Source organism: Virgibacillus byunsanensis, from assembly GCF_042675965.1.
Classification (GTDB): domain Bacteria; phylum Bacillota; class Bacilli; order Bacillales; family Amphibacillaceae; genus Virgibacillus_R; species Virgibacillus_R byunsanensis.
Window position 1 is genome coordinate 13,162 of record NZ_JBHTKJ010000067.1, and the last position, 20,847, is coordinate 34,008.

Below are 20,847 nucleotides of genomic sequence, written 5' to 3' on the forward strand. Positions count from 1 at the left end.
ACGATACCCCCTTATTACACACCATCATTTTTCACAAGCTCAACAAGCAGTCTCGCGTAATGAGCTTCTTCCTCCCAATTACTCATATGTTCATAATGCCCAAGTGTAATAATAAATTTAAGGAACTCCAGTATTGTACTACGTTGATTCCAATAATCTGGAACTTCATTCTTCAACCAGTTAAGGCCTTTAATTGTATCTTCAGATTTAATACTTTGAAATAATGCTGCTAATACATTACGAAGTGATGAGTTACCAAATTTATCATTAATGGTTATGCCTTTCATATCAAACTCTTTAGCAGTTTTTAACCTAGTTTGGTTTGCTTTTTTATTACCTAACAATTGTGTGTATTCTTTTACTCCAAAACCTCGCGCAATCTCCTGATATGCGCTTAATTTATAGATATTGTCCTTTTCAAAGTCTAAACCTTTAATGTAAAAACGTTCTTCTGATATAAGGGTTTTCCAAATGAAAGAATCAAATCCTGATGGCGTTGAATAATCATAAGCAATTTTTATAGCTTCATTAATTATACGCTCTATAGCAGATTCTTCTCCAGTAGAAGGGCCTTTTGATAACTCATAATTAACATTAATATCTTCAATATTTTTATATGAGGTTAATACCTTCAAAGAGGCAGCGTAAGCTGCCAACAAGTAGTCTGCGTCTGTGAAGTTTGGATCTTCTTTATCGTCCAGATCTTTCATACTATCAATTTGTCTTTTAACTTCCTCTTCTACTTCTGGATAGAGTTCGTCAAGATATGCTGTTTCCTCGGACTTTTGTTTTCTTAATACCAGCAGAACAGTTCCTTTTACATAATTTCCATTTTTTAAGCCTCCAGATTCCGTTTCTGTTGCAATATTCCAAGCTGATGTAACTCTTAGTCCTGAAGCCCAAAGAATATATGTCAAATCCGCCCAAACACTAACATCCTGATGAGTGAACATAACAACTTGCATACCATTTTCAGACATATTTTTTGCTAAATTAGAATAGATTTCAACCATACTGCCATTAAAAGTTTCACCCGTTCCCCTCACAGCCAGAACTCTTTTACTATCCATATACCATTTTGGAAATATATCCTTCAATCCATTATCCCAAGCCAAGAAAAACTCTGATAACTCGTGATAATTGACTGCATCTGCATAGGGAGGATCAGTTATCCAAATATCATTCTCTGTACTAATAGTTCTTGCATCTCTTAATTCTATCGTAGATTGAGTGGAGAAGTTCTTATTCCTAAGTACAAATTTCCAACACGAATATATAGAACTCAAAGTCCTCACAGGGAAATTAAACAAAGTGTTTAAAGCCTGATTCGCAAAAGTCTGCTCACTTTTATCATAACCATAATTCCATATCATTAATTTTGAATTTCTATTTGCTAAACCATTTATTGCTAGAAGGGAGAGGACTTTTTTTTCATTATTATTGGCTAATTGATTTGCCTTCTCCAAAAACAGTCCATTAATAAGTAACTGACGTGGATGGAATAGTTGATGCCAGTACTTCCAACCACGCTCTCTACTTAACCTTAATGTCTCCTCTCCATCTTCAATCATTGAAACTGGTAAAAAACCTTTTCTAGCCCAACTAGTGAATCTTTTGGATAATAACTCCAATACAATTGACTCTCTTTTTAAATCTAAATCAGAGGGCTTGACATAATATACTTTTCCATAAGTAGAGTCTGTAGCAGGAGCAGGCTTTTTATATACTTCATCCCAAGACCTTTCTGGATATTTATCAATATATTTAATTGCATATAATCGCTCCTTAAAAACATCCTTTGGTCTAGAAGTAAATTCATCTTTTTCCCATTTTCTGAGTCCATATTCGGTTGAGCCATTATACTTCTTATCCCTTCTTAAGACGGTAATAGGGGTTGTTTGTTCACATCGAGGGCATATTAGTGCATTGTTTTTTACTGTCCCGCTATTTTTCCCCTCTTGGATTTCTTCTTTTGTAGCATTATTTATTACATCTAAATCATAAGCACTATTCTCTTCATCTAGGATCAATTTAACAACCACTTTATATCCTTCGCTTACTACTAAATTAGGAATTAGCGGAACTTTAGTATTGCAATCAGGACAAGTAGTTTCATTGCAATATAAATAATACTTCGCTCTCCAACCATGCTCATTTTTTTCAATTCCCCATTGATCTACTTGTTTACTCACTTCGTCGTAAACTTCGTTTAAAAATTTATTTAGTTCTTCTATTTCCTTGTCATTTTTGCTCAAAATATTTAAACTTGACCAAGTTAAAAGTCCCGCAAAAGGATTTAAATCTGAAGCATAAACATCCGCACCTAATCTGCTCGCTTCAAAAGGGATACTCCCCCCTCCGGAAAAACAATCGCCGATTTTAGGTGTATGTCCAAATCTTTTTTCGCCTAATTGTGCAACTAATTCTTGTATACTTGAAGCGGATGTATTTAAATGTGAATTTATTTCTACCCAGTCTGCGTCATTAATCTGAATCATCTCTTCAGGACGCATGCAATATACTAGTTTCTGATCATAAGTCATTCTATGATAGATTTTATTTTGTAGTTCTGATTTACTGACTGCTTTAATACCACTTTTATACTTAGGAATGTATTTTCCTTCTTCCATCTGAAAGAGTTCTCTTTTTTCTTTATCAGAAGCGTGTTGAAAGAGTATTTTTATAGGTATAGTTTTATTCTTTCGTAACTGTAATCCATTATCATCCATGGAAAGTAGCTTCAAAAATATCTTTCTGTCTTTCTTAGGGTCATTACTGTTTGGTAATAATAACCCTAAAATAGTTGCTCTTACCAGAATAAGTGGTTTTCTTCCCCACCATTTCCCTAAACCCGTTAAAGTTTGATTACTTCCTGCCTTCCTTTCTTTATAACTTTCCTTTGAGAGTTTAGAAACGGGAAACTGTCTTTCTATAAACGACGTATCATATTCTAACAAGATATACACTTCCTTTATTTTTTATCTATTTCGCGATCTATAGCCATATCGAAAAAACTCATTTGTCTGTCAATTTCTTCAATTGGATTTTCAGTTAAAGCATATCTAACTGCTTTTCTCCAACCACGATTATCATTTACACGGCCCGTGGCAGCATTTGTCATGGTAAATAACCACCATCTTTCCTCTATACTTAACCCCAACCAATTTTTAATTGCTGAAGGAATTACACTTGGATCACTATCTTCAATAGCCCATGTTAACAACACCAGTTCTTTCCCAAACAATCTTTGAACAGGTATTTTTCCTATTTTCCATCTTCCAACAGGAATTTGATCTTTTTTTAAACGTTCATTAAATTCTATCCTCAATGTATCTTCTATTTGCTTCCATTTATGCTTACTTAACTCAACCTTCGGTATATCATGCATAAAATCAATTGGTTGTTCTTCATTTTCATTAACTTCATGCCATTTAAAACGCTCATAAATGATAACAGGATCATTCGTTTTTCTCGGTACCTTTACTAAAAAGTGATGTTGAGATTCGCTTGGTAAAAACCCAAAGCCCAAATAATCTTTTTTATAGCTCATTATTGAACAATCTCCTGATCGTTATAGTCTGTTAATGAATTTTTAGATTCTGCCATCCAATCTAAAAATGATTGACCATTTTTAAATACAGCAATGCCGTATTCTAAGTTAATATTAACAGTTGACTCACTTAAGAAGCTGTCTCGTATAGAAGTCATACTATCAATAAGTTTTTCAATAGTTACATCAGTTGTTGAATCAATCATTAATTCGATCCAACCATTATTATTATGAAATTCATCGGTTTTAAAAAATTTCACAATTACGTCTTTTATTAAGGCTTTATGTTTCTTTAAGAGTTCTAATTGTTTGTATGTTTCAGCAGTATCACTTGTCGTACCATGTTTATAAAGTGTAAGTTTTTTCTGTTTGTCAATCTCTATTTTATTATCAGAGTCCCAATCTAACTTAATTGAAATCTGTTCAGAATATATTCCTTCAGCTTCAGCCACGGCTAATATATAAGAAGTATTCTTTTGTAATGTTACCTCTGAATGATAAATTCCTCCATGCTCCTTAGGATTTGAGCCATCAGTAGTGTATTTTATTTTAGCATACGGAGAAGATTGTAACTCAAGAATTTTATAATCCTCTTGATCAAGAATACGATATTTCACTTTGATATTATTTTCCCATCCTACAGCTTCTCCAGTTTCATGTTCATTTTTACTATCAACGCATAAAAATGACAATTTAATATCATTAGTTTTGTACTCCAGATCGTCTACCAGTTGCGAAGCTGTTGTAGCTGTTCCCCCCGCTTCCACATACACTTTATCACCATATAAAGGAGTTAATTTAAGTGTTACGTTGCCAGTCTCATCATTACCAGATCGTATTTCCTGAATTTGTACACTTGTTTTTTCTTTAGGAAATGGGGGTTTCTCAATATAACCACCACTTTCTCTCCAAATTCCTTTACTTAACATACTGTCTTTTAATGCATCTAAGGCATTAGGATTATTCTGTTTATGCCACTGCCACGCAGGATTCGTTGCAGAACGCGCTTTGACATCTGTCCATCTCATTTCTTTCTGAGTGAACAATCTATCCTCACATTTTTTGCGGAATGTTTCACTCGTGATATCTTCTGTAAATTTTTGACGTTGAATTAACACATCTCTTATTTGTTTTTCCCCATTATAATCATTCCCCGAAAATTGCATTAGGAAGTCTGCTTTCATTAAACTATTTTTAGCAGGGTAAAATAAATTTACGAACGTTTCTCTTGATGCTTGTAATATCTCTAGTTTAACTTTATCCGATTTTTCAATAGCTTTTTGATACTGTGGATTATTTGCAGGAACTTTTTCCTCGTCCATCCTTTCAATGATGACTTTTATTGCTTTATGTTCCTTTGCTGCCCTAACTAGTTTATCCATAGTACTTCTTTGACCAGACAAGAACATCACACGATTCTTTAAACGAGTATCTTCATAAAACTTAGATAGTTCGGGATGCAGACCTGAGTTGTTTGAGGTAGTACCTGAAAAAGGTTCAAATAAGACAAGTTGCACAGATTCTTCATTTAAATTTATTTCATCAACAGCCGGAAAGACTAATACTTTTTGATAACAATCTGACAATGCAGATGGTTTGAATTTACCTTCAAGGAAAGATCTTAGTTCTTTTTTTGCACTTTCTGAATCATAAGAATCAACAAGTGAATTCAATTCCGCAATCATGTTTTTCGTATTTTTGAAAAATAACCTTCCATCTCTATCAGAATATAAATACCAAGCTCGCATCATAAATTCGTCTAATGCTTTTTTTACTCGCGTAATATCTTTGTTTGGTTCGGCTAAATTCCCGATAGTTTCTGGAAGTAATAAACCTAATAATGCATTTGGAATATCTGCCAAAGACGCCATTAAAATCAAATTACTGAGTTCTTGCATATATGTTTCACCAAGTGCCTGATCAACCGATTCAGCAATTGCTTTACCATTTGATGCAATATCATGAGAGATTGCGTTACTTAACGATGGTTTAATTTGTGTAATTGCCGTAAACATTTCTGAATCATTTAGGTCAAAGTCAAATACGTTTACAAGTTGTTTTGTATTAGCCTTTATTATTTCTCCAGTATATAACTGACTTACAATGATTCTCATTAGGCGAATAAGACCACGCGTTTGTTGGAACCCAGCATTTTCCTTGAACCGTGCATATAAATCCTTAATAGATGGGTGGAAAGGGTAAGAATCCTTAATTCCTACAAAAATATGCTCAGGTGACACGCTAGTATACCCCATCTGTTTCGCTTCTAGTACAGCACTTTTATAACTATTTGCTACTTCTGTTATCACATCTTCAGAAGGCAGTTCTTCAAAAAGTCTTTTTCTTAAGATATGGTACACTTCATCAGATGCACTTCCGACAGGTTCTATGTTTTGAGCTGAACGGTTTACCTCATTTTCCAATTCTTTAAATGTAGATTGGAGTAACTCACTACCACTTTCATATGTAGCTTTCAAATCGGAAATTACTAAACATACATTTGATAGCTCTTCTTTTCCAAGTGCATTAAAGAGATTGGCTAATGCTGTTGTTGTTACAACTGCAAGATTTGTATCTCCTATTGTTTTTGATTTTGCATTTTCAAGATATGGTGGTAATTCATCCAATAAAATAAGCAGAGGTTCACCTTTCAATAAGTTTTCCCATGCTTTTTGTCCTGGAGCTTGTAAAGGTGAGTAATATTCTTTGAACATCTCTTTTTTTCCTAACTGTTCTGCAATCGCTCCCCAAATACCGTAAGGTGCATCACTTTCTCGACCAGTAAAAGCAACAACATTTACTTTTCCAAGGTGACTTTCTTTCCATGCTTCCCCCATTACCTTTTCTCGATACTCTGGATTTTTTGCTAACAGTCCGAGTGCAATCATACTGTGCGTTTTACCTCCACCCATCGATTGAGTAAGCTTAACTACTCCAGTTGAACCTTTTCTATGAAACCTTTTAAAAGCAGTATCCATTAATGCTTTCATTCCCTGAGTTGGGTAGTTTTCTTCAAAAAACTCAGAAGCATTTATATTTTTGTCCACTAAATCTGTGAGGTCTAAAACATCATCACGTTTTGTTTCATCAAAGACACTACCTCTTGGCTTACAATACTCTAACAAACTTTTCATACTTTCCCCTCCAAAATAATGATAATGAAATTCAAACTATAGATTAAGAATCATAGAAATAATTTCAAGTCGTCGCTTACCACAAATTTGCTTTACAGTCGTCGTAAAAGTATGATTTTTTAAAACTAATGATTCATTATTCGAAACAATTGTTTCAATCATATTAATCATTTCTTTCTCATTAATTTCTTTCGCCCAATATTTATCAATGACTGTATTAATTAATGTAGATGCCTCTTTTTGATTCCTACAAAAAGTATTAATGCTAATCACCTTCTAGTCATACTTTAATAGTTTTCTTGCTATTTTTTAATTATTTTCTTACTAAATTATATCCTTAATCAAAGTAAAAACAAAGGAGATAAGTAATATTTCCTATATTTATTTTGTGTATTGTTGCTTTTCTTTGATTAAAACCCAGGGGCACAAATAGTTTTATATAATTTTTCTCTGCACCACCATTGATTATGAACAAAGGGGGTATACCACCGTTTCATGCCCCACCCCTTTTTATAAGCCGTTATTTATCCATTCGGATAGATGACGGCTTTCTTATGTTTACAGAGACGACACGCGCGGTGAGAGGAGCGCATTCTTGAGAGGAGGCAAAAGTATGAATGATTCATTAGCCCGTATCCTTGTTAGTGCCAAAGAAACGAACAAGTGGGTTCCAGTAAAGTTCTTGACCAAGTATGGCATACAATAGGTAAATCTTTTGGATTTAGAGGATCAAGGTTTACTACTGGTTAACCACAGTAAAGCCAATGGACTCTTGTTGAAGTTAACACTAAAAGGTTATCACTACTTCTGATAATCGTCATAGAATCTTTCAGATAAATCAATTATCAATTAATAGGAGGAAATCATTTATGAAAAACAAATTTAAAGGTACAAACGAGTTGTTAAACGGAAGAAGTATTTCAATTGCAGAGGTTAGATCAATCTATCAAACATTGCTTGCTCAATATGAAGGCTTATCAGTCGAAATAGTAGATTCAGTCGAACGTAATGATTATGTAAGGCTCTCCCATCTACTGTCTAGAAGAAAAAAGTTACAAACAGCATTAGATGATATTAAATCTTTGCATGAGGATGATCTAGTAACCCAGCAATCGGTTAAGAAACGAATTGCAGATATATTAAACACAAGTGCAGAAACAACTGAATCAAAAGGCGAGGATACTTTGATTAAAATCACAAACAGCTTAGAGAAAGTAAATAACTCAGCGTTTAACATCGCATCTAAAACACTAGATTTATCAACCAAAACAATTAGTAAAGGCAATCAGCTTAATCACAGCGTTGGAAAGTTTCTTGTAAATAAGACCTCAAAAGGCTTATCGAAACTTGCAGATACATTCTACAAGCAATAACTAGCATCAATTGAAAGGAGGTGAAAATCAAATGAAGACAGATAAACATGTAAACAACATCGTACAATTCTCAGGTAACACAGAGTTAAATCGATCATCACTACCAAATATCATCTTATCATCAGATGCATCCAAACAACGGATTGATGAGCTTCAAAGATTCGTTCAGGATGTGATGATTAAAGGAGTCGATTATGGTTTGATTCATGGCTTTTCAAAACCTACCTTATTAAAGCCTGGTGCGGAAAAGTTATGTGATGTATTCGGCTTCTCTAAGACAGCAGAAGTCGTCAATCGTATTGAGCAATGGGAGTCAGGAATATTTGCATACGAGGTGAAGATGGAACTCATACGCAAAGATATTGGTATTGTCGAAGCTGAAGGTTTGGGATCATGTAATAGCAAGGAATCGTCGTTTCAACAACAAGATCCTTATACGATCGTCAACACCGTATTGAAGATGGCGAAAAAGCGAGCATTGATTGATGCAGTGTTATCTGCAACACGTTCAAGTGGATTGTTTACACAGGACATCGAGGATTTTCCTAAGCAGTCAAACATTAAAGGGGGTGATGATCTTGTAACAAAGGTTCAATTGCAGACGATATTCGGTATTGTCAACGAAATTGATATGCCGACAGATGTTGCAAAAGAAATGATGAAGATGACATTTGGCGTTGAACGTAGTACTCAACTGACAAAGAAACAGGCATCTGATTTCATTCAAGACTTGCTTCATTTAAAAGAGGCATATGAGGAGGTGAGGAAGTAATGGAATTACAGGAAAATAATCATCAATGAAAAGCTCATGGATTGCAGATGCAGTCGATGAGCTTTTTTATTGCACAAAAAGAGATGAGCTCATCACCACATGGACTCATCTCAGGCGCTAGTGTAATCACTTAATTACATTGTAGCGCATAACAGTTATTCACTCAATCAGGAGGGGCGTATATCGTCTCTCCCTTTTATTTCAATCAAACAAATAATGGAGGAATTTATAATGAACAATTCAATCGATAAAATTACATTTAAAAATCTATTGGCAACAACTACTCGTGAAAAGGAAGACAGTTATGTAGTGAATGAAATATTCAGCCGCTACCCATCTATTCAAGAGTTGTTGGATTTAACGGAGGAAGAGTTATTGCAAATCAAAGGAATTGGGAAAGTAAAAGCTAAGCAGATCATCGCAGCACTACAACTTGCACGTATGAATCCATGCCCGGTTGAACAACGGTTTACGATTCGCTCACCTGAAGATGCGTATGATTATTTGAAAGATATGCAGTATTTAAATCAAGAGCATTTTGTTGTGTTGGGACTCAACACCAAAAATCAAATCATATTTCGCGAGACGGTGTTTATTGGTTCGTTAAACGCATCGATTGTGCATCCTAGAGAAACGTTTAAACATTTAATACGCCGAAGTTGTGCGAGTGCTATCGTTGCGCACAATCATCCTTCAGGAGACACTAGTCCAAGTCAAGAGGATATAACCGTAACCAAGCGCCTTGTGGATGTTGGAAACGTAACAGGAATAAGTATTCTCGACCATGTCATTATCGGCCATGAAAAATATGTGAGCCTAAAAGAAAAAGGATATCTATAAAAAATCTCTATGAGAAAGTCAGTGAAAGTGCTGAAAACGGCACCATCACTGACTTTTTCTTTAAATCATTAATTTACGGGCTAAAGTTTAATAATTTCATTCCCCTTTTGTCGGGAACCACCCCTGATAATACCGAAAACCCTGATATAGTGAGTTTTTTGTTGCCATCTAAAATCTATACAAGTTTTAATAATGTCTAATTTTTACAATCTCTATGTATATATCCGTAAAAAGTGCTAATTGTAACATTGAATTCAAAGATTTTTACTTTTTATCATAAATAAGATACCCTACCTCCGGCTAATAAATCATTTATGATATGGCTCATTTTTCTGTATTTTGAACGCACGATAGACTTGTTCCAGTAAAATAAGCTTCATTAGCTGATGAGGGAATGTCATCTCTGAGAATGATAACTTTTGATCCGCACGCTTTAATACAGCATCACTTAATCCATTCGAACCACCGATGACGAATGATACCTGACTCTTTCCATGTATGCTTAGCTGCTCCATGTTCCTAGCCAATTTTTCTGACGACCACTGTTCACCCTGTAGATCAAGGACTATAACGTACTGGTTAGGCTTGATCCTGTTTAATATCCGCTCTCCTTCTTTTTCCTTCACCTGATTCATTTCCTTCTCACTCATCTGTTCAGGAGCCTGTTCATCATTCACTTCATCCATTGTCAGCTTACAGTATGGACGGAGCCGCTTTTCAAACTCTGCAATGCCTGATTTTAAATACTTTTCTTTAACTTTACCTACACTAACAACTTGTATTTGCATGTTTTATCTTCCTTTCATCAATATTATGCGAATTCAATTGGAACAGACGTAGAGCATTGGTATAATACATCTCTATTATTAATAGACCAACCCAGTAGATGAATTTTTTTCTTTATTGGGATTGGAAATACTTTCTGTTTTACTAGCATCACTCTCTCTGATAACTTCCACGTATCAGATAATTGATCAACAATGAGTTTCAGACGTAACAGTCTTGATGTTAGCAGCCAATCTTCAATGTTTGATTTCAAGATGCAGTGAATATCTATACACTGATTAAAATATGCAGGATACCTCTTAAACCTTTTCTTTTCTGCGCTCGATAAAGTTCTATATGCGTGCATCAACGTTTTTTCAGAGTTGATAAGCTTTTTAACCTTTAAACGTCCATCCAGTTGATCAATATCAACCATCCTTAAGTGCTTAAAAACATCCGCACGCTCATCAAGTAGAAATTGTTCAAGTGTTTTTCTGTTTTTAGGTGGGACTTTATGCTTCTTTTCAATTCGTGTCAACTGTTGATTAACACCTAATTCTTTAGCTTTATTATACACCTTAGTTTGGCTCCCGGAGCGTTGATTATAATAGTAGGTGCTATTTGACTGTGGTGGATTATAAGGATCCTCTCTTAGATGTGAAGCCCATAATCTTCTTGCAACCTCATGTGAATTATACTCTGTTATATCAATTTGTTCATCCCAGACACCTACTTTAACGTTCTTATAGTCTCCTAAAATAAGTGAAACAAGATCTAACATTTCAATTGGAGTCAATAAGTTGGTGTGAGGATTGATTTCAATAATCGTATTAGGTAAATTAATGTACTTACTTCCCCATTTGATAACAAATAGTTGATGATCCAATAAGTATCTGTAATGTCCATTATCCTTTGCGCTCACTGAGTAATTTATAAATAAAGCAGGTTTAACTAAATCCCAGAACTCTTTTGAAACTACATCATTTGAGTATAGTATAACCCCATCATAAGGGGATCGAGCTCTAATTGCTGATTTATGGACTATTTTACTCAATGTAGGATGTGACATAAGTTGCTTATTCAGCTTTGTTTGATTAAACCGTGTTTGCATACCTTTCACCTCATTGTATTTTTATAGCTCAATTCATTGATATGACTGTATTCATGCCAGATTACATGTCCATCAATCCGAATAGCCATAGAGATAACTCTCTAAAACATTTACATTTGTTCGTTTATTTTATTTGTTTTTATATTACCAAAGTAGTATAATGAAGTAAAGAATAAAGAAAGAGGTGTCAATGAATGTCTAATCGTACAATTGATTCTGTTGAGTTCCAGCTCCTGAAACACAGTTCATTTGGTGAGCGAATTAAATATTTCCGTAATGAAATAAAAACAATCCAACCAAAGGTGGATTATTCTACACCAGCAATCGCTAAACGTATCGGGGTTTCTCCACAAAGCATAACTGCTATTGAAAGAGGGGAATCAAAGAAGCCATCCTTTTATCTTATTAATCAACTGACTAAAGAATATGGTGTACCTTTAGAAGCTGTTACAGATGAATTTTATGAGTCAGAAGAACGGTTATTTACCATTGGTCATTCTACTCAGATTGAAGTTGATTTTGATTTGGAGGGCATGGATGAGATTGAAGTAAATACTAATCCTGAGAAGGCACTAGGTATAGTTCTATATGAAAGAAAGGGCGAGAACAGTGTTCGTCTATTACTCAACGAAGAAGTTAACAACATAAGAAATGACATTGAGCTAGTTCAATTACTATCCAGGTTTATTTATGAAATTGAGGTACATAACACGAAAACCTCCCTCAAATTGGCAGACTTGTTTAAAAAGAAAAGCCCTTTCGAGTATGCAACAAGCCTGTATAGAGTATCAGAGGGTTCAAATCCATATGCGCAAAAGGATGTTATCCATACATTCATTAACGAGATGCTGGCAGGAAGGGATCGCAACTAATTTATGTCTAATTCAAATGACAACATATCCGATCGGCTTCAAGAGAAGCAAAACGAAAAACAACAATTCATTAAATCACTATCAGACTTAATTCATAGCAATCTTGCTGAAAATAAGAAAGGAGAAAAACAAGATGACTAACCCAACAAAAGCTGCGTTATATGCACGAGTTAGTACAGAGGAACAAGCCACAGAAGGTTACAGTATACAAGCACAAATTGGAGAAATTGAAACTTATGCTAAAAACAACAACATGGAAATTGTTGGTAGATACGTTGATGAAGGTGTAAGTGGAAAGAATATTTCTGGTCGACCTGAGATGAAACGTTTATTAATGGATATTGACGACAATCATTTTTCCAAAGTGATTGTTTATAAGATTGATCGTATTTCTCGTAAGTCAAAAGATGCTTTAGATATTGCAGAACGATGTGAAATGGCCAATGTTAGTTTAATCAGCCTTAAAGAAAACTTTGATATTGCAACTCCAATGGGTAAGATGGTTTTTCAAATGATGAGTAACTTCTCTGAGTATGAACGTAATTCTATTATTGAACGTGGTAAAATGGGAATGATTCAACGTGCCAAAGAAGGCTACTACAATGGAGGTAGAGTGTTAGGATATGATAGTGTCAATAAAGAATTGGTTATTAACGAGGAAGAAGCACATGTTATTCGTTTGATTTTTGATTATGCGGAACAGGATTTAGGTAATAAGGCAATTGTTAACCGAATCAATCCCATGGGGTATAAAACGAAACGAGGGTTTGAGTTCTCAATCAATACAGTTAAAACGATATTAGAAAACCCTATTTACATTGGTAAAATTAGGTTTAATATGTATGAAAATTGGTCAGAAAAACATCGTAAAGGAAAAAATAAAGATTATATTCTAGTCGACGGAAGGCATGAGGCTATCATTGATCAGGAACAATGGAATATGGTGCAACAGAATCGCAAGAAGCGTTCTACAAAACCTTCACGATCCAATAAACCATATATACTAAACGGCCTTTTAAGATGCCCTAAGTGCGGATATGGTATGGTTTCTGCATCATCGAAAGGTTCAAAAGGTAAGACGTATCGGTATTATGTATGTGGACTATTTCATAACAAAGGTAGTAAAGTATGTAGCGCTCATTCCATACGTGCAGATCTTGCGGAGCAGCAGGTAATGGAAGAATTAAAACGTATTGTATCTGAACCATTTGTATTAAATCAAATTATTGATAATGTTAATGTGAAGCGTAGAGATGCAAAGACTCCGATTAATGATGAAATTAAGACACTACAATCTAAGCTAAATAAAGTAGAAGTTCGAATTAACAACATAACGGAGCAATTAATGGATGACCCTTCGTTAGTAGCCATTTTCAAACCAAAGCTTAAAGGGCTTACCGAGGAACAGCAAGATTTTCAAAACAGGCTTGAAGCATTAAATAGTGAATTAGGAGAATGTGATACAACTCCTATAGATGCACAGGCACTTCATCACCTTTTAAATAACTTTGAGAAAGTAATGAAGGATGCTGATCCTGAAAGACAAAAGGCATTACTCCGCTTAATCATAAAGAATATACAGATTAGTAAAGAGGCACCTCGGGGAATTGGAAGACATATCGAGAAGATAAATCTACATTTTGATTTTACAATAGAAGGATTAGAGGAACAGTCGTTGGAGTTACTCGATGCAGTTGGTATGGATTTTGTTGAGCCGGTGGAGAATTGGATGCTGGAAAAAAAGGATGGGAAAATGTTGAGCGAAATGATGGATTCTCTTAATATTTTACCCTTAAAAGATGTACGGTTCACCACGATTTATCCGAAACCCCCGATAAACCTGCTCCAACAAGATTAACCGCATTACCTGATGAGGAAACGTCATCTTGGAGAACGACAATGCTAAATCACTTCGCTTTTCCACCGCTTCACTAAGCCCGAGGGATCCTCCAATGACAAATGCTATTTTGCTTTTACCGTAGGTTGCAAGTTCATCCATTTTGGCAGCCAGTTGCTCGGAGCTTAGCATTTTTCCATTTATCTCAAGTGTGATGACATAGGTGTCCGGAGGGATTGTGCTAAGTATTCGTTCTCCTTCTTTTCGTTTTACTTCATTTTCTTCTGCTTCGCTCCTATTTTCAGGAGCCTTTTCGTCTGCTAGTTCATGAATATCGACTTTTGCATAAGCACTCAGGCGCTTTAAATATTCATCGATACCCAGTTTCAAGTATTTTTCTTTTAATTTCCCTACTGCTACAATGGTTATTTTCATTTAATATCACCGTCCTCATTATTAGTTAGTTTATCAAACGACAGAAATATCGCCTAGTTACGCTACCGGAATAAAATGTATTTCGGATATATGTATTTGAATCGTGCAAACTAATCTAAGATACTTATTTTTATTAGGAGGATCATTAATGACTGTCCAAACACAAATTCAACAAGCGCTATCAGCGGCTCAAAGTGTTGAAGCTAGCCTCACACAATTTGGCTTAGAGACGCAGAATGAGCAAGCAAAACAACAATTTCAACAGTTATCACAACAACAAAAAACCATTGTTCAACAGTTGCAAGCACGTTATGATCAAGTCTTAGAAGAAGAACCTCAATTTAAGCAGAATAAATAGAAGAAAGCAGCAGATCAAATTCTGCTGCTTTTGTCTTATTTTTTAACGCTTACATACCTTATTCCTTTAGATAGACAGCCATTTCTCCCATTAGTTTATCCATTTGTTTAGCATAGCTATTGTACATTTCCTTTGCCTCTTTATTTTGCGTTTGTAAGGAGAAATTAACAAGACTTGATTGAAGTTGCTTGATAGTTGCTGCTGCTAATAATTTTTCTTTTACTTGTGGTATCTTCTGTTTATCATTGTAAAGATCGACATATACATTACCCATTGAATCAATTTGTGCCATGAAAACATCAGAGAATTCCTCTGCTCCCTGTTTTTGTAATTCACCTAACAACCATGTTTTTGTATACCCACCATCTGATAAGGATTTCTCCAGTACGTTTCCATCTATTATAACAATAAAGGGAAGATGTTCCTTTTCAACTACCATGCCTACATCAACTGGAGTTAGTGGTTGCAATTCTTTCTTTTTTAATATGGATATATCACCATTTTTCTCAATAACTGCTGACTGAATGTCGGAAACCTTAAAAACATCCTTTTGTCTTAGCAGAACCATTAATTCATCTATCGTCAAATCTTCTTTTTTCAAGTTTTTCTCCAGAATATTTCCATCTCTAATTACAGTAACAGACTTTCCTTCTAATAGTGTCCGAAAACGAAACGATTTCATTTCTATTTTTGATAAAATGATTGGTATTCCTGCCCATATAATCATTCCTAAAACAAAATTAGACATTCTAACATGCGGACTAAATGTTAATTCCGCAGCAATACTTCCAATCGTAATTCCTACAATATAGTCAAAATATGTTATTTGGGTGATTTGTCTTTTTCCCATTAGACGCGCTAAAGTCAGCATTAAAGTAAATGCAATTATTCCCCTAATTAACACAAATTCTAAATCATTCATCTGGTTTCACCCTTTATATATGTACTATTTATACATTATTGGGCCAAACTTAGACTAACCATACTTATTTTGAAAAATAAATTAAAAGGACGGTGTTGTGAAAATGGCTTCATTCAGGTTAACAATTGTTTCATTTATACTCTTGGCATCTATTACTGGTTGTGATTTATTAAAAACTGAAAAAGATGATCTATTATTTAATGCAGTTACTGAGATAGAACTTCAAGTCGATAAAAAGGAATGGGATAAATCTACTTCCACCATAAATGAATTTCAAGAACTTTATGAAAAGCGTAAGTGGAAATTGCAGCTATTGGGGGAAATGGAAGATTATAAGGAAATAGAGCTGGAAATGGGAACACTGAAGGAAAGTCTTAAAGATCAAGATCAATTAGAGTCTAAGATTAGTCTTGGTCAAATTATGAAACGACTACAAATCATTTATGATGACTTTTAAAGAAGGCTACTCTAATATAGTAGCCTTCTTCGTTTAAAATTGGGGTTCTTCTTGTTCTATTTCCTCCATCCGCTTTTCTAACCCTTCTACTATCTCTTGCAATTGCTTTGCTGCATTACCATACATTTGTTTAGCGGTTTCATCTTGGGTTTTTAATGAAAATGTTTCGAAATTGGCTTGTACACTCCTTGCATCAGCCAGAGCTTGTTGTACCTGTGTACCAACAGTCACTTTTTCCACCTGCCTTTTTCAGTAAAATCACCTTACCTTATTTTCCCTTTAGAAACGATTTTTATCAGGATCTTCCGAAAACATAATTGACTATAGTAGGACATACACTCTTTAAGAAGGAATCAGGAGGGAAGTGGCATGTTTACTTTTCTTTATGAGCATGGTTGGTTATTTTTCTTTGTTTCTGAAGGACTTATATGGATTTTTATCATTTCTTTTATCATTTTTCGCTACAAACTTTTGTTAGATCGGTTAAGTCTATTCTTTTTAACATCTATTATCATTTTTAACCTATTCCAGGCATCTTTGGTTTGCATCAACTACTATTTCACAGGTAAAGTATCTTTTTTCCAAGTGTTTATTACTCTCTTTTTTATTTATGCTACTACATTAGGAAGTTCCGATTTTCTGCGCCTTGATTCGTTCATAAAAGAAAGATATAGAAACAATCAGAGAGTATCAAACAGCGCGCATATAAAATATCGTGGGTTCCTTTTTTTAATGCATTCTGTGGCGTTTGTTATTCTCCATTTCATCTGGTATATAGCCGACAGCTCAACGGTTGGTTTACCAAGTATACATTTATTTATATTCAATGAGTGGGTTGAATACCCTCATCAAGGTTTTTATAGTTATTCCACATTCAATATCATAAGTTATATATGGAAGATTATTTATTTTTTTGACTTATGTGTGTTTATTATTTATCTAATCTTATTTTCAAAGCGAGCCAGTTGAGATTATTGTTACTAGGACTTGCTTTAGAGACATATATATAACCTGATGACTTACAACAAGGGGATGAGAACATTTGGTGGATTTTATAAGAAGTGCTTCATTTGAACATCAGTTTTGGCTGCAAGTTTTGGGAGATCATTCTAGATTTATTCGAGATTCCCTTTATCCAACTGAGGCGGATGATGTTCAATTAGCCATGGAATTTGTGAATACATTTGATGAGCTGCTAGAGCAGTCAAAATCGTTAACGAATAACAATGTCATTGCTTTTACCAAACATGCGGAGGCCGCTACAGATCAACTGAAGGAATTTAAATTTTCGATTATAAGACGTCACTTAACTGGGGATATTGGTATTCATTTGTCACCAACATTTATCAATCATATGGTAAATGAGTTAGAAGAATATCAACGGGTGATGGGCTATTTAAAGCAAGGGGAAGCCCCACCGATTTTCCATGAATTACATCATCACATGATCTGGTTGCTCGATGCTTCGGGGCATGCTGGGGCTATAAACGATGAACTAGATGCGATTGAAAAAAGATTAAAGAAAAAGAGCAAGGAGTTTTCCAAGCACTTTGACCAATTTTACCTAAAAGCAGTTGAATTAGCGGGTTATTTGCGTTCTAATCTTCATTCGTTTCCGGCGTTAGGAAGGTTTAACAATGAGGTGGAAGTAGAGTTGAATTTGTTCAGAGGCTTTCTTCATGAAGTAGAGGAAATGGAACTCTCTAATACGGTACTTAGTTCATTCTCTGCACTCATGGCAGACCACATGGCACGGGAGGAGTGCTATTACTTAATAAAACTTGCTGAATCAACCAATACCAATCCACCCGATTGTGATCCTACCAAACCACGAACAGAATAGTAGTAAAGAGAATCTCATGAAAGAGATTCTCTCTTTTGTTGTGCATTATTCCGTTTCATGTTCAGCAAGTACGGTTGCAATAGCATCTTCAATGGAAGTAACGGATGAACCAACATAGTTATTAATCATGATCGAAAATATCAATTCTTCTCCATCTTTTGCTGTAACATAACCAGATAATGTTGACATTCCGGTTAGAGAGCCTGTTTTGGCTTTGACATTTCCTCTTGTCATATCTCCTGTCATCCGGTATCGCAAAGTACCTCCAACAAAACGCTCCGGTTCACCAGCCACTGGCAAAGCGTTTTCAAAGACCGGGAACCAATTTTTATCTTGAGCTGCATAAAGTAATTGTGAAATTTCTTCTGCTGGGATCATGTTTTTATGGGACATTCCTGAACCGTCACGTAGCAAAAGCGTCTCTGTATCCACTCCTAATTCTGATACTACATTCTCCACTACTTCTATCCCTTTATCCCAACTTCCTTCTCCGTGTACAACCCTACCCATTTCCTTTATCAGGGTTTCTCCATGTCCATTATTACTCAATTTCATGAACGGGATAAACAGTTCTTCCAATGTCATTGATTTTTTCGATGTAAGAACGGTTGCATTTTTTGGTGTACCATCTGTTTTCATTTCCGTTTTACCTACAAATGTAATACCTTTTTCCTCCAATGATTTCTTAAATACATCGAGCGCGTAACCAGTAGGCTCCCATACAGCAGCCCATGACCTGGCCCTTGTCCCATCTAGTGGAATCTGTCCTTCAACAACGATGTTATTCGTTCCATGTTCTCGTTCGATAGAAATACTTTTTGACTTATCTTCTGCAACCGTTTCTGCTTTGTTTACAATCGTTACATAATCTGTTTTCGGTGTCATGGTAACTTGTGGGCTCTCACCTACTTTTGAAGCTGGCTTTACTTCAACAATAACTGTACCTGCATCATAGTCTTCATTTGGAGATAACGTTAATGCGGAAACTTGTGCACCCGTATAATATGGTTCGTCTGACCAATTTAAATCTAATGATAAACGAACATCGTCATACCAACTATCATCACCTATAAGATCTCCTTTTATTTTTTTAATTCCCTGTCCCTTTAAATCTTCGGCAAAATGGTTAAAATCCTCTTTTAGTAAGGTTGGATCCCCTTTTCCTTTTACGTATACGTTCCCTTGAAGCACGTCCCCTTTAACATTGCCATCCGTCAATACCTCTGTTGTAAATTTATAGTCTGGCCCTAGCGTCTCTAGTGTAGCTATACTCGTTAATAATTTCATATTAGATGCGGGGTGCAAACGTATATCACCAAAATGGGAGTATACATCCTCTCCTGTTTCTGCATGTTTTATGTTTATTCCAGTTGATGTTCCCTCTAAACGTTCATCAGTCAGAATTTCATCCATTTTTTGTTCCAGCGTTATATGTTCAGTTGATTCGTCTTGTGTAGATTCTTCGGATGCTGCTACAAACAAGGCTACTCCCCGTTCATGAAATGGTAAAAATGCTACCATAGCGATAAGGGAGATAAAAAACACCCTTTGTACATTTTCTTTAGAAACCATAAGGTTGTCCACATCCTCTTTGAATATATTTTTTGATTATTTGTAATTATACAATATATCGAACAGACAAATCATGTTTACAGCAGAAATTCATTCTATTGAACTACAGCTAAATAGGAATATCGGCTAAACGTCTGCATTCTTTTTACCTATGTATAATTGGTGTTTTATATTTTTTTATTCTGGGAATTGTATGGATGTAGTTAACGTTATGGAAAAGGGAAAGTATTCTATTGCATCAGGGAGTGATTATATTGAAACAGACTCTATTTGTACAAACTGGTACAGGTGTTGATGTGCATGGTCAGAACATAACAAAAGCAGCTGTGCGGGCTGTAGAGAATTCCATTTGGTACAACTCCATGCCTGGAATTGAAAAAGTCCTTCCAGATCAACAAATTGAAAATATGAAGGTAAACGTACGCGTAGCTGTACCACTTGATCGCGAAAAGTTAGATACAGAAGAAGTAAGAAAAGCCATACCTTATGGTTCGGTAAATGTGGAAGTTACAGAAGGGGGCATGGCTACTTCAAGCGGCATTATTTTAAAAGATAAAGATGATGAGAACGATTTAATGTATATCGTAAATGCAGCTGTTGAAGTAGGATATTAGTTTTTAAATAACAAAAGCTAGAAGCGCCCGTTTAGCAACGTATGGGCTGAGCCCGCGCATCGCGGGTGGGTCGACGTTGCCGCCGAAAGCGGCGAAGTTAGTCGATCTTCCAAATCCGCATGAGATAAAGGAAACATGCCCCTTCATAGGGGTATGCCGACGTTGGGCCGGGAGCCCGCTTTTAGTCGGCCTTCCTTTGCTAAGCGATTCGATGTTGACTTATCGTAAGGAGGATTAGGAAGCCCACTAACAGCACGGGCGCTGGAGCTGGACGTGGCTTAAGCAGTAAATAAATTATCCACAGGCTCCTAATTTTAATAATTTCTCACTAGCGTTGCATAAAATTTTTCAACAGAAGTCAAACAAATTATTTTATGCCAAAATTATGAATA

20 protein-coding genes are annotated in these 20,847 nt (G+C 35.3%); 10 read left to right on the forward strand and 10 right to left on the reverse strand.

Annotated elements, in window-relative coordinates; genetic code table 11:
* Window positions 1-14: 14 nt before the first annotated feature.
* The 4 genes from ACFQ3N_RS18375 to ACFQ3N_RS18390 are packed head-to-tail and all read right to left on the reverse strand — an operon-like array spanning window position 15 to window position 6,957.
* The gene (locus ACFQ3N_RS18375; protein ID WP_390364342.1) at window positions 15-2,957 is read right to left on the reverse strand and encodes an anti-phage-associated DUF1156 domain-containing protein; all 2,943 of its coding nucleotides are present in this window, start codon (window positions 2,955-2,957) and stop codon (window positions 15-17) included.
* Between the two features lie 14 nt (window positions 2,958-2,971).
* Window positions 2,972-3,550 (reverse strand): DUF3780 domain-containing protein, encoded by a 579-nt coding sequence (locus ACFQ3N_RS18380; protein ID WP_390364344.1) that lies wholly within the window; start codon window positions 3,548-3,550, stop codon window positions 2,972-2,974.
* Window positions 3,550-6,684: a DUF499 domain-containing protein gene (locus ACFQ3N_RS18385; protein WP_390364346.1), complete on the reverse strand. Its 3,135-nt coding sequence runs from the start codon at window positions 6,682-6,684 to the stop codon at window positions 3,550-3,552. Before ACFQ3N_RS18385 ends, ACFQ3N_RS18380 begins: the two co-directional genes overlap by 1 nt.
* A gap of 36 nt (window positions 6,685-6,720) precedes the next feature.
* Window positions 6,721-6,957, reverse strand: coding sequence for a TIGR04540 family protein (locus ACFQ3N_RS18390; protein ID WP_390364348.1), 237 nt, complete (start codon window positions 6,955-6,957; stop codon window positions 6,721-6,723).
* A 596-nt stretch (window positions 6,958-7,553) separates the two neighbouring features.
* On the opposite strand from ACFQ3N_RS18390, the gene ACFQ3N_RS18395 reads away from it, so the two are divergent.
* From ACFQ3N_RS18395 to radC, 3 genes are all read left to right on the forward strand, one after another.
* The gene (locus ACFQ3N_RS18395) at window positions 7,554-8,057 is read left to right on the forward strand and encodes a hypothetical protein (protein WP_390364350.1); all 504 of its coding nucleotides are present in this window, start codon (window positions 7,554-7,556) and stop codon (window positions 8,055-8,057) included.
* A 31-nt stretch (window positions 8,058-8,088) separates the two neighbouring features.
* A complete protein-coding gene (locus ACFQ3N_RS18400; protein WP_390364352.1) occupies window positions 8,089-8,829 on the forward strand; it encodes a hypothetical protein in 741 nt (246 codons plus the stop codon).
* 231 nt (window positions 8,830-9,060) lie between these two features.
* Window positions 9,061-9,669, forward strand: coding sequence for a RadC family protein (gene radC / locus ACFQ3N_RS18405; RefSeq protein ID WP_390364353.1), 609 nt, complete (start codon window positions 9,061-9,063; stop codon window positions 9,667-9,669).
* A 308-nt stretch (window positions 9,670-9,977) separates the two neighbouring features.
* Here the strand turns inward: radC and rlmH (ACFQ3N_RS18410) are convergent, their stop codons facing one another.
* Together rlmH (ACFQ3N_RS18410) and ACFQ3N_RS18415 are read right to left on the reverse strand one after the other, a co-directional pair.
* Complete coding sequence (gene rlmH, locus ACFQ3N_RS18410; protein WP_390364355.1) at window positions 9,978-10,457, reverse strand: 23S rRNA (pseudouridine(1915)-N(3))-methyltransferase RlmH; 480 nt, start codon at window positions 10,455-10,457, stop codon at window positions 9,978-9,980.
* A gap of 23 nt (window positions 10,458-10,480) precedes the next feature.
* Window positions 10,481-11,545 carry a hypothetical protein gene (locus ACFQ3N_RS18415; protein ID WP_390364357.1) on the reverse strand — a complete coding sequence of 355 codons (1,065 nt, stop codon included), beginning with the start codon at window positions 11,543-11,545 and terminating at the stop codon, window positions 10,481-10,483.
* A 194-nt stretch (window positions 11,546-11,739) separates the two neighbouring features.
* Between ACFQ3N_RS18415 and ACFQ3N_RS18420 the strand changes: the two genes are divergently transcribed.
* Genes ACFQ3N_RS18420 through ACFQ3N_RS18430 form a run of 3 tightly spaced genes read left to right on the forward strand, consistent with a single transcriptional unit; the run spans window position 11,740 to window position 14,275 of the window.
* Window positions 11,740-12,417 carry a helix-turn-helix transcriptional regulator gene (locus ACFQ3N_RS18420; protein WP_390364359.1) on the forward strand — a complete coding sequence of 226 codons (678 nt, stop codon included), beginning with the start codon at window positions 11,740-11,742 and terminating at the stop codon, window positions 12,415-12,417.
* A gap of 3 nt (window positions 12,418-12,420) precedes the next feature.
* The gene (locus tag ACFQ3N_RS18425; protein ID WP_390364361.1) at window positions 12,421-12,558 is read left to right on the forward strand and encodes a hypothetical protein; all 138 of its coding nucleotides are present in this window, start codon (window positions 12,421-12,423) and stop codon (window positions 12,556-12,558) included.
* A complete protein-coding gene (locus ACFQ3N_RS18430; protein WP_390364363.1) occupies window positions 12,551-14,275 on the forward strand; it encodes a recombinase family protein in 1,725 nt (574 codons plus the stop codon). The genes ACFQ3N_RS18425 and ACFQ3N_RS18430 overlap by 8 nt, the downstream gene beginning before the upstream one ends.
* Here the strand turns inward: ACFQ3N_RS18430 and rlmH (ACFQ3N_RS18435) are convergent.
* Window positions 14,210-14,689 carry a 23S rRNA (pseudouridine(1915)-N(3))-methyltransferase RlmH gene (gene rlmH, locus ACFQ3N_RS18435; protein ID WP_390364365.1) on the reverse strand — a complete coding sequence of 160 codons (480 nt, stop codon included), beginning with the start codon at window positions 14,687-14,689 and terminating at the stop codon, window positions 14,210-14,212. The genes ACFQ3N_RS18430 and rlmH (ACFQ3N_RS18435) overlap by 66 nt on opposite strands.
* Before the next feature lie 148 nt (window positions 14,690-14,837).
* Here rlmH (ACFQ3N_RS18435) and ACFQ3N_RS18440 point away from each other — a divergent pair, with 148 nt between their 5' ends.
* Complete coding sequence (locus tag ACFQ3N_RS18440; RefSeq protein WP_390364367.1) at window positions 14,838-15,047, forward strand: DUF1657 domain-containing protein; 210 nt, start codon at window positions 14,838-14,840, stop codon at window positions 15,045-15,047.
* 58 nt (window positions 15,048-15,105) lie between these two features.
* Here ACFQ3N_RS18440 and ACFQ3N_RS18445 read toward each other — a convergent pair whose 3' ends face one another.
* On the reverse strand, window positions 15,106-15,969 hold the full coding sequence (locus tag ACFQ3N_RS18445) for a DUF421 domain-containing protein (protein WP_390364369.1): 864 nt from the start codon (window positions 15,967-15,969) through the stop codon (window positions 15,106-15,108).
* Window positions 15,970-16,072: 103 nt separating this feature from the next.
* Here ACFQ3N_RS18445 and ACFQ3N_RS18450 point away from each other — a divergent pair, with 103 nt between their 5' ends.
* Window positions 16,073-16,426, forward strand: a complete 354-nt coding sequence (locus tag ACFQ3N_RS18450; protein WP_390364371.1) for a DUF4363 family protein — start codon at window positions 16,073-16,075, stop codon at window positions 16,424-16,426.
* Window positions 16,427-16,459: 33 nt separating this feature from the next.
* On the opposite strand, the gene ACFQ3N_RS18455 is transcribed toward ACFQ3N_RS18450, so the two are convergent.
* The gene (locus tag ACFQ3N_RS18455) at window positions 16,460-16,657 is read right to left on the reverse strand and encodes a DUF1657 domain-containing protein (protein WP_390364373.1); all 198 of its coding nucleotides are present in this window, start codon (window positions 16,655-16,657) and stop codon (window positions 16,460-16,462) included.
* 811 nt (window positions 16,658-17,468) lie between these two features.
* Here ACFQ3N_RS18455 and ACFQ3N_RS18460 point away from each other — a divergent pair.
* The gene (locus tag ACFQ3N_RS18460) at window positions 17,469-18,269 is read left to right on the forward strand and encodes a DUF2935 domain-containing protein (RefSeq protein ID WP_390364375.1); all 801 of its coding nucleotides are present in this window, start codon (window positions 17,469-17,471) and stop codon (window positions 18,267-18,269) included.
* Window positions 18,270-18,314: 45 nt separating this feature from the next.
* On the opposite strand, the gene dacB is transcribed toward ACFQ3N_RS18460, so the two are convergent.
* Window positions 18,315-19,841 (reverse strand): D-alanyl-D-alanine carboxypeptidase/D-alanyl-D-alanine endopeptidase, encoded by a 1,527-nt coding sequence (gene dacB, locus ACFQ3N_RS18465; protein WP_390364377.1) that lies wholly within the window; start codon window positions 19,839-19,841, stop codon window positions 18,315-18,317.
* Window positions 19,842-20,095: 254 nt separating this feature from the next.
* On the opposite strand from dacB, the gene ACFQ3N_RS18470 reads away from it, so the two are divergent.
* Window positions 20,096-20,455: a Lin0512 family protein gene (locus ACFQ3N_RS18470; protein WP_390364379.1), complete on the forward strand. Its 360-nt coding sequence runs from the start codon at window positions 20,096-20,098 to the stop codon at window positions 20,453-20,455.
* Window positions 20,456-20,847: the final 392 nt, after the last annotated feature.